Source organism: Pseudomonas sp. P5_A12 (genome assembly GCF_056400685.1).
The window spans coordinates 1-13,230 of the sequence record NZ_JBFUKU010000005.1 but is presented as its reverse complement, the minus strand read 5'-3'; the positions used below and the strand labels follow the sequence as shown (position 1 = coordinate 13,230).

Below are 13,230 nucleotides of genomic sequence, written 5' to 3'. Positions count from 1 at the left end.
GCGTGGGCGGCATCAGTTTCTACGCAGGACCTGGGCAACGGTCGCAACGTTATGGGCGAGGTGCAGCGGATTGATGGTCCCGACAATAGCACTGGCAACACCGGGATGTTCAAACAACAACTCGAAACTGGCGCGCACCGGGTCCACGCCTGGACTCAGGCACACATGACCGCTGGCGAGGGCTTTTTTGACCAGAATGGCTTTGCCGTGAGCAGCAGCATAGTCAATGACAGGCTTCTCGTTCGGCTCGTTCAGATTGTAGGTGACCATCGCGCAATCACCTTGCTCCAGAGCCTTCAAGCCGCCCTCGACGGTTTTGCCGGAAAAACCGAAGCCGCGAATCTTACCTTCAGCCTTGAGCATGGCGAGGGTCGTGTAGACCTCGCTGTCATTGAGGATCGCCAGGTCGTTGCCGTCGGAGTGCACCAGCACCAGATCGATAAAATCCGTTTCCAGACGTTGCAGGCTGCGTTCCACAGACAGCCGAGTGTGGGCGGCGCTGAAGTCATGGCTCGACTGGCCGTCGGTAAACTCTTCGCCAACCTTGCTGACAATCACCCAGTCCTGACGTTGGCCGCGTAACAGTGGGCCGAGGCGTTCTTCACTGCGGCCATAGGCCGGTGCGGTGTCGATCAGGTTGATGCCCATGTCGCGGGCGAGTTTGAGCAGCCGGCGCGCATCGTCGTCGCCGGGAATCTGGAAGCCGTTGGGATACTTCACACCCTGGTCGCGGCCGAGTTTGACCGTGCCCAGGCCCAGCGGCGAAACCAGAAGGCCTGTGCTGCCCAGCGGGCGATGCAGATCGTGCAGGGTCGGTTGGCTCATGGCAGCAGTTGATCCCAGGCGGGCACGCCCATCGGTGGTTTTGGCAGCGGAGGCAGTGGCGTGGTCTGGCCCGGCTGGATGCCGTCACGCGTCAGGTTGGCGATGACCCGGTCGGCGAAGTCCGGCGCGAGTGCCAGTTTGGTCGGCCAGCCGACCAGCAGCCGACCCTGCTCGGCCACAAAGGCGTTGTCGGGGCGGATAAGTCCCGATTGCAGCGGCTCGGCGCGATCCACGCGCAATGTGGCCCATTGCGCGGTGCTCAGATCGATCCATGGCAGCAACTGTTCGACTTCTTGCTTGGCGGTGGCGATTTGCTCGGCGGGTTCTCGGGCAACGCCGTCGGCTTCGGCGATATCGCCCCCCATGTACCAGACCCATTGGCCATCGGCCGCCGGGTGAGTGGTCACGGTCAGGCGCGGTTTGGTGCCGCCCCCCAGGCAATGGGCGTACATCGGTTTAAGGCCCGGGCCTTTGGCGATGATCATGTGCAACGGCCGGCGCTGCATGGCGGGCTGGCTCAGCCCCAGCGCTTCCAGCAACGCCGCCGTGCCGGCACCGGCGCTCAGGACTATGCGCTGGGCACGAATCTCGCGTTCGTCGACCTTCAGGCCGACCAGTACGCCACCTTCCAGCAACGGTTCAATCTTCTGCCCGGCGAGCAGGCCATCACCCGCCAAGTCGGCCAGGCGCTGGATCAGGCTTGGCACATCGACCACCAATTCCGCCAGGCGATAGACCTTGCCCTTGAAGCGTTTGTCTTGCAGGGCCGGTGGCAGTTGCTCGCCCTTGACCTGATCGACACGGCCGCGCACGGCCTTGCTGGCGAAGAAGCTGGTGAGGTTGCCGGCGAGCGTGCCGGGGGACCAGAGGTAGTGGGCTTCGGACAACAAGCGCACGCCGGACAGGTCCAGCTCGCCATCGCCCGCGAGCGCCTCACGCCAGCGGCGCGGCATGTCGGCAATCGCTTCCGACGCCCCGGTCAGGGCGCCATGCAATGCGTACTTGGCGCCACCGTGGATGATGCCCTGGGACTTCACACTCTGCCCGCCGCCGAGGCTGGCACTTTCCACCAGCACGGTCGAAAAACCCTGGCGGCGCAGGCGCGCATTCAGCCAGAGGCCGGCGACACCAGCGCCGACAATCAGAACGTCGGTGGAAATAACGGATGGCATGCGGCGACCTCAGTGTTCTAGACGAGGGCGCAGTATACAGACTCGAAGAAAAGGGGATTGATGGGGATCAACTGGATGGATGGAAACCTGTGGGAGTGAGCCTGCTTGCGAACACGGTGTGTCTGGCAATATCGATGTCGGCTGATACGGCCTCTTCGCGAGCAAGCTCGCTCCTACGGTGGATTGTGTTTCAGGCTTTAGTGGCCTGCGGTTTTGGAGAAGAGCTGGATCACTACGACGCCCAGCACAATCAACGCCATCCCCAGCATCGCCGGCACATCCAGCTTCTGCCCGTAGATAAACAGCGCTGCGACGCTGACCATCACAATGCCCATGCCGGCCCACACCGCGTAAGCGACACCTACTGGAACGCTGCGCACTACCAGGGTCAGCATCCAGAAGGCGATGCCGTAGCCGACTATCACCAGAACCAAGGGCAGGGGCGTGCTGAAGCCTTTGACGGCTTTCATTGAAACGGTCGCGATCACTTCGGCGCAGATGGCGATGGCCAGGTAATAGTAAGCGGTCATGGGGGCATCCTCGTGTGAAGTGTTGCTTTCTGAGATCGGCATTTTAGAGGCTCTTCAGATGCGGTAAAGTCATTACCTATCTGCCATGAAGATGGGTTGGTCTATGCAATGGGATCTTGAGCAACTGCGGTTGTTTGTCAGCGTAGCGGAGCAGCGTTCTTTTTCTGCCGTGGCGCGCAATCAGCGCAAGGCGCAGTCCGCGGTCAGCAGTTCGATTGCGCTGTTGGAAGCAGACTTGGGCGTCAGCCTGTTTGATCGCAGCAGCGGCCGTCAGCCGAAACTCACTGAGGCCGGCAATGCCTTGCTCGAAGAGGCGCGGGAAGTGTTGCGGCAGTGCGAGCGCCTCAATGGCCGCGCGCTGGCCATGATGCGCGGCCAGGAGGCGCGTCTGCGTGTGGCGCAGGATGAGGCCATGCCCTATCAGCCGATCATCGAAAGCTTCGAAGCCCTGGCCGAAAAATTTCCCAGCCTCGAAGTGCAACTGACCAGTGCCGCCCAGGGCGATGTGGCGCGCAAACTGGTGGAGCGCCGCGCCGATCTGGGGTTGCTGTTTTATCACGACCAGATCCCCGAAGCTCTTGAGCGGCGAGTGGTGGGGAGCGTCGAGATGGTCACGGTGTGTGGCGTCGGGCATCCACTGGCGAAACAGGCACAAGTCGATTGTCAGGCTCTGGCGCAGCATCGGCAGTTACTGATGTCGACACAGTCCAGCGTCTATCCCGGCAGCGAACCGGCCAGCCCGCAAGTCTGGCGCGCCGACAGTTTCTACGTAATGGCCGAATGGTTGGTGCGCGGCCTCGGTTGGGCCTGGTTGCCACGGCATGTGGTGCAATACCCGGCGTATCAGGACTTGATGGTTGAACTGGTCAGCGAATGGACCCCGCCGGCGCTGGTGGTGGAGCTGGTATGGCGTCGTGATGAACCGCTGGGCCCGGCGGCTCGTTGGCTGGCGGAACGTTTTGCCGTGCACTTGCAGGCGATCGGCGAGAAAAGCCGATAAACTCCGCCGCCATGAATAGAACTCTCTATACCGCGCTGTTTTACTTGGGGCTGCCACTGGTAGCGATTCGGCTGTGGCTGCGGGCGCGAAAGGCGCCGGCGTATGCCAAGCGCATTGGCGAGCGTTTCTCCCTTGGACTGCCGGTGATGAAACCGGGCGGTATCTGGGTGCACGCGGTGTCGGTGGGCGAAAGCATTGCCGCCGCGCCGATGATTCGCGCCTTGCTGCAACGATATCCCCAGTTGCCGATTACCGTGACCTGCATGACCCCGACCGGCTCGGAGCGCATCCAGGCATTGTTCGCCAATGAGCCGCGCATCCAGCACTGCTATTTGCCCTACGATTTGCCCTGCGCCGCTGCGCGCTTCCTTGATCGGGTCCGGCCAACCCTGGCGGTGATCATGGAGACCGAACTCTGGCCCAACCATATTCACCAATGTGCCAAACGCGGGATTCCCGTGGCACTGGCCAATGCGCGGCTGTCCGAACGTTCGGCCAAGGGGTATGGCCGTTTCCGCAAACTGACCCAGCCGATGCTCGCCGAGATGAGCCTGTTTGCGGTACAGACCGAAGCCGAAGCCCAGCGCTTCCAAGCGTTGGGTGCGCGTCCTGAAACCGTAGAGGTCACCGGCTCGATCAAGTTTGACTTGACCATCGACCCGCAACTGCTGCAACGGGCCGTGGAACTGCGCACTCAGTGGCAGGCGCTCGATCGGCCGGTGTGGATCGCCGCCAGTACCCATGAAGGCGAAGACGAAGTGGTGCTCGCGGCCCATCGTCAGTTGTTGGCCAACCATCCCGATGCGTTGCTGATTCTGGTGCCGCGCCATCCGGAGCGTTTCAACGCGGTGTTCGAACTGTGTCAGCAGCAGGGTTTTGCCACGCTGCGTCGTTCCACGGGCGAACCGGTGAACTCAGCTACGTCGGTGCTGGTGGGTGACACCATGGGCGAGTTGCTGTTTCTCTACGCCTTGGCTGACAGCGCTTTTGTGGGGGGCAGCCTGGTGCCGAACGGCGGGCATAACCTGCTGGAACCGGCCGCGCTGGCCAAGCCCGTCCTGAGTGGCCCGCACCTGTTCAACTTCCTCGAAATCGCCGCGCAATTGCGCAGTGCCGGGGCGTTGCAGGAAGTGGAGGATGCCGAAGGCCTGGCGCTGGCGGTGCAACGGCTGTTCGAGTTGCCGCGCGATGCGCAGCAGATGGCAGAAGCGGGGCTTAAGGTGATGCGCACCAATCAAGGGGCGTTGCAGCGGTTGTTGGATGGGCTGGGGCGGTTGATCGATCGCTAATAAATGGGGTGAGAGGGTTAGCCCCTCACCACAGTGATGACCTGTTACTGCGGAGGTCTTGCTTTTAATTGCTCCTCAGCCGCCTTCGCCAGACCCGGTGGCAGGAAGTCCTTGTCGGGATTGTAGTCGGCCTTGAGGTAACGCTTCAGGTCTTCCAGATCTCCCGGGCTCAGTGTCCCGGCCTGCTGTTTCAAGCGCAGGTTGTCGAGGATGTAGTCGTAGCGGGTGTTGTTGTAGTCACGCACCGAGGTGTACAGCGAACGCTGCGCATCCAGTACGTCGACGATGTTGCGCGTCCCCACCTGATAACCGATTTCGGTCGCTTCCACCGCGCTCTGGTTGGAGATGATCGACTGCTTGCGCGCCGAAACCTGATCAACGTCAGTGTTCACTGCGCGGTGCAGATTGCGGGTGCTTTCCACGATCTGCCGACGCAGCGCTTCGCGTTGCTGCTCGGTCTGGTCCAGCTGGGCATACGACTGACGCACCTGAGAGGTGGTCAGGCCACCGCTGTAGATCGGGATGTTCAGTTGCAGAGCCAGGGTCGTTTGCTCGACGTTTCCACTGTACGCTTGACCAAAGTTCGGGTTGCTGAAGCCCAGTGCGTCGTTGTCACCTTTTTCGTATTTCGCCACAGCGTCGACCGTCGGTAAATGACCGGCCTTGCGCTGCTTGAGGGTTTCTTCCGCGGCACTGACCGCGTAGTTGCTGGCCAGCAAATTCAGGTTCTGTCTGGCCGCCGTATCGACCCAGGCTTTGGCGTCATTCGGAGACGGGGGCAAGATCGGCAGACTATGGGTGACGCCCCAAATCGAATTGTACTGACGGTTGGTCAGGGTGATCAGTGCTTCAAACGCATCATCGACCTGACGCTGCGCAACGATTCGGTTGGCGCGTGCGGTGTCGTAGCTGGCTTGTGAGTTGAGCACGTCGGTTTTATCCGACAGGCCGACATCGAAACGTTCGTTGGACTGGTCGAGCTGGCGTTTGAACGCCGCTTCTTCGGCCTTGGTCGACGCCAGGTTGTCCTGGGTGCGCAGCACGTTGAAGTAATTTTCAGCGGTCTGCAGGATCAGGTTTTGCTCGGTGGCCGAGAGTTGCAGGGCAGCCTGTTCGTTGACGTCCTTGGCGGCCTGGAACTGGAACCAGCGATCGGCGCGGAACAGTGGCTGCGCCAGGGTGGCCTGATAGGAATTTGCAGCGCGATTGGTCGTCGACGAAGGCTGATCGATCGAGGTGCGCACATTAGCCAGTTCGCCACCGCCCGAAAGATTGGGCAGCAGGCCGGCACGGGCCTGGGGCACGACTTCTTTCTGTGCRCCGTATTGAGCGATGGCCGCCGCGAGGTCGGCGTTGTTGGCCTTTGCTTCCTGGTAGACACTGACCAGATCGTTCTTGTTTGATACGGGCGCTTCTGCTGCCCAGGCCATTCCATTGGACGCACAAGACACGGCAATGGCCAGTGAGAGTTTGCGCAGCATAGGCGTTCCCTAGAAGAAATATTACACGAATAATTTGAGCGCCAAGGCTAAAGCGCGGCACGTACCACGTCAATGCGTGGCTCGGCGTAGCGAGTGTAGTTGTGCAAGAGGGCGGGAACAATCCGGAATGCGCCATTCATCATGGTGTTTGCAGCGGTATTGGCGTTCTCTGCCAGTTGTGTCTAGACTGGCCGGGTTCTTGTCGGGGTGCCTTGCTATGAGGCTGAGATCGAATAATTTCGGATCCCGTTGAACCTGATCAGGTTAGCGCCTGCGTAGGGAACAAGATTTCTCGTCACCCGGCGAGTCCTCTTGTGCTTCGTCCGGGATGTTGTTCGACAATCGAACACCCCTCGAGCACTGAGCACAGCACCAACAGCATTGTTATGGCTGATTGGCTGCGTCCATTCGTTACAGGTTCGCTCCGACAAAATTCCACTGCCTGGATGCTGTCTGGAGAGCCCGTGATGACGATAAAACCAAAAAATACGATGAACCTGAGTGATTCGGCCCAAGTCGATCAACAGTCGGTTCAGCCGTTTACCCGCTCGCAAAAAATCTATGTTCAGGGCTCGCGTCCCGACATCCTCGTGCCTATGCGCGAAATCAGCCTGGACGTGACCCCGACCGATTTCGGCGGCKAGATCAATGCGCCAGTAGTTGTGTACGACACCTCGGGCCCGTACACCGACCCCAATGTCATCATCGACGTGCGCAAAGGCCTGGCCGATGTACGTTCAGCGTGGATCGAGTCCCGTGGCGACACCGAGCGTTTGCCAGGCTTGAGTTCGAACTTCGGTCAGGAACGCCTCGCTGATGCCGAATTGACCAAGCTGCGCTTCGCCCACGTCAACAATCCGCGCCGCGCCAAGGCCGGGGCTAACGTCAGCCAGATGCACTACGCCCGCAAAGGCATCATCACTGCCGAAATGGAATACGTTGCCATCCGCGAAAACATGAAGCTGGAAGTGGCCCGCGCCGCCGGCCTGGTGGACCAGCAACACGCCGGTCACAGCTTCGGCGCCAGCGTGCCGAAAATCATCACCCCCGAATTCGTCCGTGACGAGATCGCCCGTGGTCGCGCGATCATTCCGGCGAATATTAACCACACCGAACTGGAACCGATGATCATCGGCCGTAACTTCCTGGTGAAGATCAACGGCAACATCGGCAACAGCGCGCTGGGTTCGTCCATCGAAGAAGAAGTGGCGAAGCTGACCTGGGGCATTCGCTGGGGTTCGGACACGGTCATGGACTTGTCCACCGGCAAACACATTCACGAAACCCGCGAGTGGATCATCCGTAACTCGCCGGTGCCAATCGGTACCGTGCCAATTTATCAGGCCCTGGAAAAAGTCGGTGGCGCTGCCGAAGACCTGACCTGGGAGCTGTTCCGCGACACGCTGATCGAGCAGGCCGAGCAGGGCGTCGACTACTTCACCATCCACGCCGGCGTGTTGCTGCGCTACGTACCGCTGACCGCCAAACGCGTGACCGGTATCGTTTCCCGTGGCGGTTCGATCATGGCCAAGTGGTGCCTGGCGCATCACAAGGAAAACTTCCTCTACACCCATTTCGAAGACATCTGCGAAATCATGAAGGCCTACGACGTCAGCTTCTCGCTGGGCGATGGCCTGCGTCCGGGATCGATTGCCGACGCCAACGACGCCGCACAATTCGGCGAGCTGGAAACCCTCGGCGAGCTGACCAAGATCGCCTGGAAACACGACGTGCAGTGCATGATCGAAGGCCCGGGTCATGTGCCGATGCAGTTGATCAAAGAGAACATGGACAAGCAGCTGGAATGCTGTGACGAAGCGCCGTTCTACACCCTCGGCCCGCTGACCACCGACATCGCACCGGGTTACGACCACATCACCTCCGGTATCGGTGCGGCGATGATCGGCTGGTTCGGTTGCGCCATGCTCTGCTACGTGACGCCGAAGGAACACTTGGGCCTGCCGAACAAGGATGACGTGAAGACCGGGATCATCACCTACAAGATCGCCGCGCATGCCGCCGATCTGGCCAAAGGGCATCCTGGCGCACAGATTCGCGACAATGCCTTGAGCAAGGCGCGTTTTGAATTCCGTTGGGAAGACCAGTTCAACCTTGGTCTGGATCCGGACACCGCCCGTTCGTATCACGATGAAACCCTGCCGAAGGACTCGGCCAAGGTCGCGCACTTCTGCTCTATGTGCGGACCGAAATTCTGCTCGATGAAGATCACTCAGGAAGTCCGTGAATACGCGGCCAACCAGCGGATCGAAACCGTGGATGCCGAGGTCGCCCAGGGATTGGCGGAACAGGCTGAACGGTTCAAGCAGGAAGGCAGTCAGCTTTATAAAAAGATTTAAGCTGCAAGCTGCAAGCGGCAAGTTAGAAGCAAAGGCTGGATCTGCTTTTTCTTGAAGCTTGCCGCTTGAAGCTTGTAACCCATGTTTCCCTTGAGATATCTGACTTGAACACCTATTCCCCTGGCACAGCCGTACCCGCCGATAGGCGCGTCTTCGGCGGGCGCGATCTGTTTTCCCTGTGGTTCTCCCTCGGCATCGGCTTGATGGTGCTGCAGACCGGCGCACTGCTCGCGCCGGGACTGGGCCTGTCCGGTTCGTTGCTGGCGATCTTCCTCGGCACCCTGGTCGGCGTTTTGCTGCTGGCCGCCGTCGGTGTGATTGGCAGCGACACCGGCCTGTCGTCGATGGCCGCACTCAAACTCAGCCTCGGCAAACGTGGCGCGAGTCTGCCGGCCGTGCTGAACCTTCTGCAACTGATCGGTTGGGGCTCGTTCGAAATCATCGTCATGCGTGACGCCGCCAGCCTGTTGGGTGCGCGGGCCTTCAGCGAAGGCAGCCTGCTGTCGAATCCGCTGCTCTGGACCTTGTTCTTCGGCGCGTTGGCGACCTTGCTGGCCGTCAGCGGTCCGTTGACATTCGTGCGGCAAATCCTGCGCAAGTGGGGCATCTGGCTGTTGCTGGGCGCGTGCATCTGGCTGACATGGAACCTGTTTGCCAAAGCCGATCTGGCCGCGTTGTGGGCGCAGGCCGGTGATGGCTCGATGCCGTTTGCCGTGGGTTTTGACATTGCCATCGCGATGCCGCTGTCGTGGCTGCCGCTGATCGCCGACTATTCGCGTTTCGGCAAGCGTGCGAAAAACGTCTTCGGTGGTACGGCCATCGGTTTCTTTATCGGTAACTTCTGGCTGATGAGCCTGGGCGTGGCCTACACCCTGGCATTCGCGCCGAGCGGTGAAGTGAATGCCTTGCTGTTGGCACTGGCCGGTGCCGGCTTGGGCATTCCGCTGCTGCTGATTTTGTTGGACGAGTCGGAAAACGCCTTCGCCGATATTCACTCGGCCGCCGTTTCCAGCGGGATTTTGTTGCGCTTGAAAGTCGAGCATCTGGCGCTGACCATCGGCGTGATCTGCACACTGATCGCGTGCCTGGCGCCGCTGGCCCAGTACCAGAACTTCCTGCTGTTGATCGGTTCGGTGTTTGCGCCGCTGTTCGGCGTGGTGCTGGTGGATCACTTCATCTTGCGCAAACGTTCGGCTCAAGTGGCGTCAGCCGCGTTGCGCTGGCCGGCGTTGCTCGCCTGGTTGGGCGGGGTGAGCACTTATCATTTGCTGGCCAATCTGTATCCGGACATCGGCGCAACCCTGCCATCGTTGATTCTGGCAGGGCTGCTGCAGCTGGTGCTGGGTCGGGCCTTCAGCTACGGCCGGGAAACAGCTCGGGCTTGAGGATGCCGTTCAGGCGCGGGTAAGGGATCTTCAGTTCGATATGGCCCAGCGCGTAAGGCGCGATGGTGCTGGTTTCGTACTTGAGGATCACCCCGCCGTAGGTCAGCGCCACGTTCTGGGTTTTCTGGAACGGCCAGCTCTTCACGAACTCCGGTTCCTGAGCGAGCTTGGTGCTGATCAACCAGTTGTTGTGCGCGACTTTCGCTGCCTTCCAGAATGCTTCTTCCTGGCCTGGAATCAACATGTCCAACAGCGTCAGGACTTTGTGTTGCTGGCGTGAATAGTTGATAAAGCCGCGACCCGGTGTGCCATGAGCGCCGCCGGTGTCCAGGTAGCTGGAAAATTCGACAATCACCAAGCCGTCATGCTGCTCGCGTACTTTGGCTTGCAGGTAACTGCTGGAGCGCGGAGCGGCCGTGCGCAAAAATTCGTCACGATAGGCCGTCAGTGTGGGTGCCACTGGGGCGTCCGGTGAGGTGCGGGTCAATTGCAGCAGGCGTTTTTCGACGATGGCGTCAAGTTGCGGCTCGGCGGGGAAGCGTATCGTATCGATGTTTACCAGCGGGCATTCGGATGTGCTGCAACCCGGTTTCAGGGTTTCGGTGGCGTCGCGGCTGGTTTCCAGCGGCGCCCGGTAGCTGGGCTGAAACAGGCTTTGGCAGGCGCCCAGCGTCAGGGCGATAGCGGCCACGGAGGCAATTTTAAGAAGCGACATGGGCGTCCTTTGCAAAACTGGGAAAGGCAAAAAGTTATCCGCTTCGACTATCAACGAAGCAGTCAGTTCGCCACTAAGCTAATTAGAATTGGTTTCGCCCTCACCGTCTATCCCGCTGAAGGGAAAGGGGCTGCATCAAATGTCGCAGGCGCGTTAGGATGGCGCGAAGTCGAGGCTGCAAGTAACAAAAAGGAGCCTTGTAATGGATTTGCAGTAAAGAGGATTGTCATGACTGATTTCGCCAACGCCATTCCGACCGCCGTTGATATCGTTCGGCGCGAAAAGTGCTACGAGGGCTTTTATAAGCTCGACCGTGTGCACTTGCGCCACGAACTGTTCGCCGGTGGTATGAGTCGCGAGATCAATCGTGAAGTGTTCGTTCGTCACGATGCGGTGTGCGTGCTGCCTTACGACCCGCAACGCGACGAAGTGGTGCTGATCGAGCAATTTCGTGTCGGTGCCATGGGCAAGACCGACAACCCTTGGCTGATCGAGCTGGTCGCTGGTCTGATCGACAAGGAAGAAGTGCCGGAAGAAGTTGCTCACCGCGAAGGGCAGGAGGAAGCTGGGCTTGTGTTCGGGGCGCTCTGGCCGATGATCAAATATTTTCCGTCGCCGGGCGGCAGCAATGAATTTGTGCACCTGTTTCTGGGGCGTTGCGACACGAACGGGGTTGGCGGCCTGCATGGGCTGGAGGAAGAAGCTGAAGATATCCGCGTCACGGTCTGGGCGTTCGAAGATGCCTTGCAAGCCGTACGTGATGGACGAATTGCCAACGCGGCCAGCATCATTGCCTTGCAATGGTTAGCTTTAAACCGCGCTGAAGTGAGGGGGTTATGGTCGTAAACAAGCTGCGCGATCGTTATAGGGTGGACCTTGTGGGGCTGCAAGCTTCCTGCGAGGCGAACTACGCGCGCTTGATGCGACTGCTGCCAGACATGCGTGACGAGCCGGCGGCGCGGCGCATTGCCGTCACCCACGGCGAACAGATGCTAGGCGTGCTGGCGCTGGAAGTGTTGCAAGTCTGTCCTTACACCACGACCCTGCAAGTGCGCCAGGAGCACAGCCTGCCCTGGCTGCCGATACCGCAGCTGGAAGTGCAGGTCTATCACGACGCCTGCATGGCCGAAGTCGTCAGCGCCGAACATGCACGGCGTTTTCGCGGCATCTATCCTTACCCGAACGCGTCGATGCACCAGCCGGACGAAAAGGCCCAGCTGAATATGTTTCTGGGTGAATGGCTTAGCCATTGCCTGGCCTGCGGGCACGAGTACGCCGTTGTGCGTTGAGCGTCCTATCTCCCCTAAATGAGCATATTTGGGAGATAGGGCGCCGGGTGTGAACTGTGTCTGGTTCACGGATTTCCCCTTTTGAGCGTCCCCCAGCATAATTGCGGTATCCATCCTCACCCGTGATCCAGTCCTGGGAGAACGCCTTGCCGAGCGTATCCACATTGACCACCGCCGATCCGGCGTTGCTGGTGCAACTCTCCGACAGTCATCTGTTCGCCGACGCGGACGGGACGTTGCTGGGCATGAACACCCGGGACAGCCTGCAAAAAGTCATTGAATTGGTGCAGCTTCAGCAGCCGCACATCGACTTGGTCATCGCCAGTGGCGACCTGTCTCAGGACGGGACGCTGGAGTCCTACCAGCAGTTCCGCGAGCTGACCCGTCTGCTCGATGCGCCGGCGCGCTGGATTCCGGGCAATCACGATGAGCCACAGATCATGGCCGAGGCAGCGGTGCAGAGCGCTTTGCTGGAGCCGGTGGTGGATGTCGGTAACTGGCGGGTCACGTTGCTCGATTCCGCCGTGCCGGGTTCGGTGCCGGGGTATTTGCAGGATGAGCAATTGCAGTTGTTGGCTCGGTCACTGAGTGAGGCACCGGAGCGGCATCATCTGGTGTGTTTTCACCATCATCCGGTGTCGATTGGCTGTGCCTGGATGGAGCCGATCGGGTTGCGCAACCCTGAGGCGCTGTTTGCGGTGCTTGATCGTTTTCCGCAGGTGCGGGCGGTTTTATGGGGGCATGTGCATCAGGAGATTGATCAGCTGCGCAAGGGTGTGCGCCTGATTGCCTCTCCTTCGACCTGTATTCAGTTTGAGCCGGGGAGTGATGATTTCATGGTGGGGGAGCAGGCGCCGGGGTATCGCTGGTTGCGGCTCCTGCCTGATGGCCAGCTCGAAACGGGTGTCGAACGTGTCTCCGGGTTCGATTTTCAGGTTGATTACGGTTCGAACGGTTACTGATGGTTTTTTGATCTTTATCTTGGCGGCCTGACAGCCGACCAGGTTCTTGCTTGCGGGTACATATCCATTTCTGCGGTAACGGCCGCTGGCGGTTTCGCCCTTACGGCGACTCACTTTTTTTCAAACGCGGTACGTGTCAAGGTACCTGTCGCCTTGTCTTACAGTTGCTAGCCCGTTGCGCTCTTAATTTCAGGGCGCTCTGGGTTTAAATACACAGCATCTGCC

General features: G+C 60.0%; 12 protein-coding genes and 1 riboswitch. Of the genes, 7 read left to right on the top strand and 5 right to left on the bottom strand.

The window, feature by feature from the left end; all coding sequences use genetic code 11:
• Positions 1-12: 12 nt before the first annotated feature.
• The 3 genes from AC1DSG_RS01565 to AC1DSG_RS01555 all read right to left on the bottom strand — a co-directional run bounded on the left by AC1DSG_RS01565 (position 13) and on the right by AC1DSG_RS01555 (position 2,527).
• Positions 13-825, bottom strand: a complete 813-nt coding sequence (locus AC1DSG_RS01565) for an aldo/keto reductase (RefSeq protein WP_477789269.1) — start codon at positions 823-825, stop codon at positions 13-15.
• Positions 822-1,997 (bottom strand): NAD(P)/FAD-dependent oxidoreductase, encoded by a 1,176-nt coding sequence (locus tag AC1DSG_RS01560; protein WP_477789268.1) that lies wholly within the window; start codon positions 1,995-1,997, stop codon positions 822-824. The genes AC1DSG_RS01565 and AC1DSG_RS01560 overlap by 4 nt, the downstream gene beginning before the upstream one ends.
• A 197-nt stretch (positions 1,998-2,194) precedes the next feature.
• On the bottom strand, positions 2,195-2,527 hold the full coding sequence (locus AC1DSG_RS01555) for a DMT family transporter (protein WP_015093202.1): 333 nt from the start codon (positions 2,525-2,527) through the stop codon (positions 2,195-2,197).
• A gap of 103 nt (positions 2,528-2,630) precedes the next feature.
• Here AC1DSG_RS01555 and AC1DSG_RS01550 point away from each other — a divergent pair, with 103 nt between their 5' ends.
• Together AC1DSG_RS01550 and waaA are read left to right on the top strand one after the other, a co-directional pair.
• Positions 2,631-3,527, top strand: coding sequence for a LysR family transcriptional regulator (locus AC1DSG_RS01550; RefSeq protein WP_477789267.1), 897 nt, complete (start codon positions 2,631-2,633; stop codon positions 3,525-3,527).
• Positions 3,528-3,538: 11 nt separating this feature from the next.
• Positions 3,539-4,816 (top strand): lipid IV(A) 3-deoxy-D-manno-octulosonic acid transferase, encoded by a 1,278-nt coding sequence (gene waaA / locus AC1DSG_RS01545; RefSeq protein ID WP_477789266.1) that lies wholly within the window; start codon positions 3,539-3,541, stop codon positions 4,814-4,816.
• Positions 4,817-4,860: 44 nt separating this feature from the next.
• Here the strand turns inward: waaA and AC1DSG_RS01540 are convergent, their stop codons facing one another.
• Complete coding sequence (locus tag AC1DSG_RS01540) at positions 4,861-6,297, bottom strand: TolC family outer membrane protein (protein WP_477789265.1); 1,437 nt, start codon at positions 6,295-6,297, stop codon at positions 4,861-4,863.
• 193 nt (positions 6,298-6,490) lie between these two features.
• A riboswitch (TPP riboswitch) is annotated at positions 6,491-6,596 on the top strand.
• Positions 6,597-6,764: 168 nt separating this feature from the next.
• Between AC1DSG_RS01540 and thiC the strand changes: the two genes are divergently transcribed.
• On the top strand, positions 6,765-8,654 hold the full coding sequence (thiC, locus tag AC1DSG_RS01535; RefSeq protein ID WP_477789264.1) for a phosphomethylpyrimidine synthase ThiC: 1,890 nt from the start codon (positions 6,765-6,767) through the stop codon (positions 8,652-8,654).
• Between the two features lie 104 nt (positions 8,655-8,758).
• Positions 8,759-10,039 (top strand): putative hydroxymethylpyrimidine transporter CytX, encoded by a 1,281-nt coding sequence (gene cytX, locus AC1DSG_RS01530; protein WP_477789263.1) that lies wholly within the window; start codon positions 8,759-8,761, stop codon positions 10,037-10,039.
• Here the strand turns inward: cytX and AC1DSG_RS01525 are convergent.
• Positions 10,008-10,754 carry an RsiV family protein gene (locus tag AC1DSG_RS01525; RefSeq protein ID WP_477789262.1) on the bottom strand — a complete coding sequence of 249 codons (747 nt, stop codon included), beginning with the start codon at positions 10,752-10,754 and terminating at the stop codon, positions 10,008-10,010. The two genes, cytX and AC1DSG_RS01525, sit on opposite strands and share 32 nt — an antisense overlap.
• A 228-nt stretch (positions 10,755-10,982) precedes the next feature.
• Between AC1DSG_RS01525 and AC1DSG_RS01520 the strand changes: the two genes are divergently transcribed.
• The 3 genes from AC1DSG_RS01520 (at position 10,983) to cpdA (ending at position 13,005) form a co-directional block, all read left to right on the top strand.
• On the top strand, positions 10,983-11,600 hold the full coding sequence (locus AC1DSG_RS01520; protein WP_007946986.1) for an NUDIX domain-containing protein: 618 nt from the start codon (positions 10,983-10,985) through the stop codon (positions 11,598-11,600).
• Positions 11,591-12,043 (top strand): DUF1249 domain-containing protein, encoded by a 453-nt coding sequence (locus AC1DSG_RS01515; RefSeq protein ID WP_452624688.1) that lies wholly within the window; start codon positions 11,591-11,593, stop codon positions 12,041-12,043. The genes AC1DSG_RS01520 and AC1DSG_RS01515 overlap by 10 nt, the downstream gene beginning before the upstream one ends.
• Positions 12,044-12,189: 146 nt before the next feature.
• Positions 12,190-13,005 (top strand): 3',5'-cyclic-AMP phosphodiesterase, encoded by an 816-nt coding sequence (gene cpdA, locus AC1DSG_RS01510; protein WP_477789261.1) that lies wholly within the window; start codon positions 12,190-12,192, stop codon positions 13,003-13,005.
• The last annotated feature ends 225 nt before the right edge of the window (positions 13,006-13,230 follow it).

Coding starts and splice junctions, on each gene's coding strand:
- AC1DSG_RS01565 (WP_477789269.1), bottom strand. CDS start 825: ATGAGCCAACCGACCCTGCACGATCTGCATCGCCCGCTGGGCAGCACA.
- AC1DSG_RS01560 (WP_477789268.1), bottom strand. CDS start 1,997: ATGCCATCCGTTATTTCCACCGACGTTCTGATTGTCGGCGCTGGTGTC.
- AC1DSG_RS01555 (WP_015093202.1), bottom strand. CDS start 2,527: ATGACCGCTTACTATTACCTGGCCATCGCCATCTGCGCCGAAGTGATC.
- AC1DSG_RS01550 (WP_477789267.1), top strand. CDS start 2,631: ATGCAATGGGATCTTGAGCAACTGCGGTTGTTTGTCAGCGTAGCGGAG.
- waaA (WP_477789266.1), top strand. CDS start 3,539: ATGAATAGAACTCTCTATACCGCGCTGTTTTACTTGGGGCTGCCACTG.
- AC1DSG_RS01525 (WP_477789262.1), bottom strand. CDS start 10,754: ATGTCGCTTCTTAAAATTGCCTCCGTGGCCGCTATCGCCCTGACGCTG.
- AC1DSG_RS01520 (WP_007946986.1), top strand. CDS start 10,983: ATGACTGATTTCGCCAACGCCATTCCGACCGCCGTTGATATCGTTCGG.
- AC1DSG_RS01515 (WP_452624688.1), top strand. CDS start 11,591: ATGGTCGTAAACAAGCTGCGCGATCGTTATAGGGTGGACCTTGTGGGG.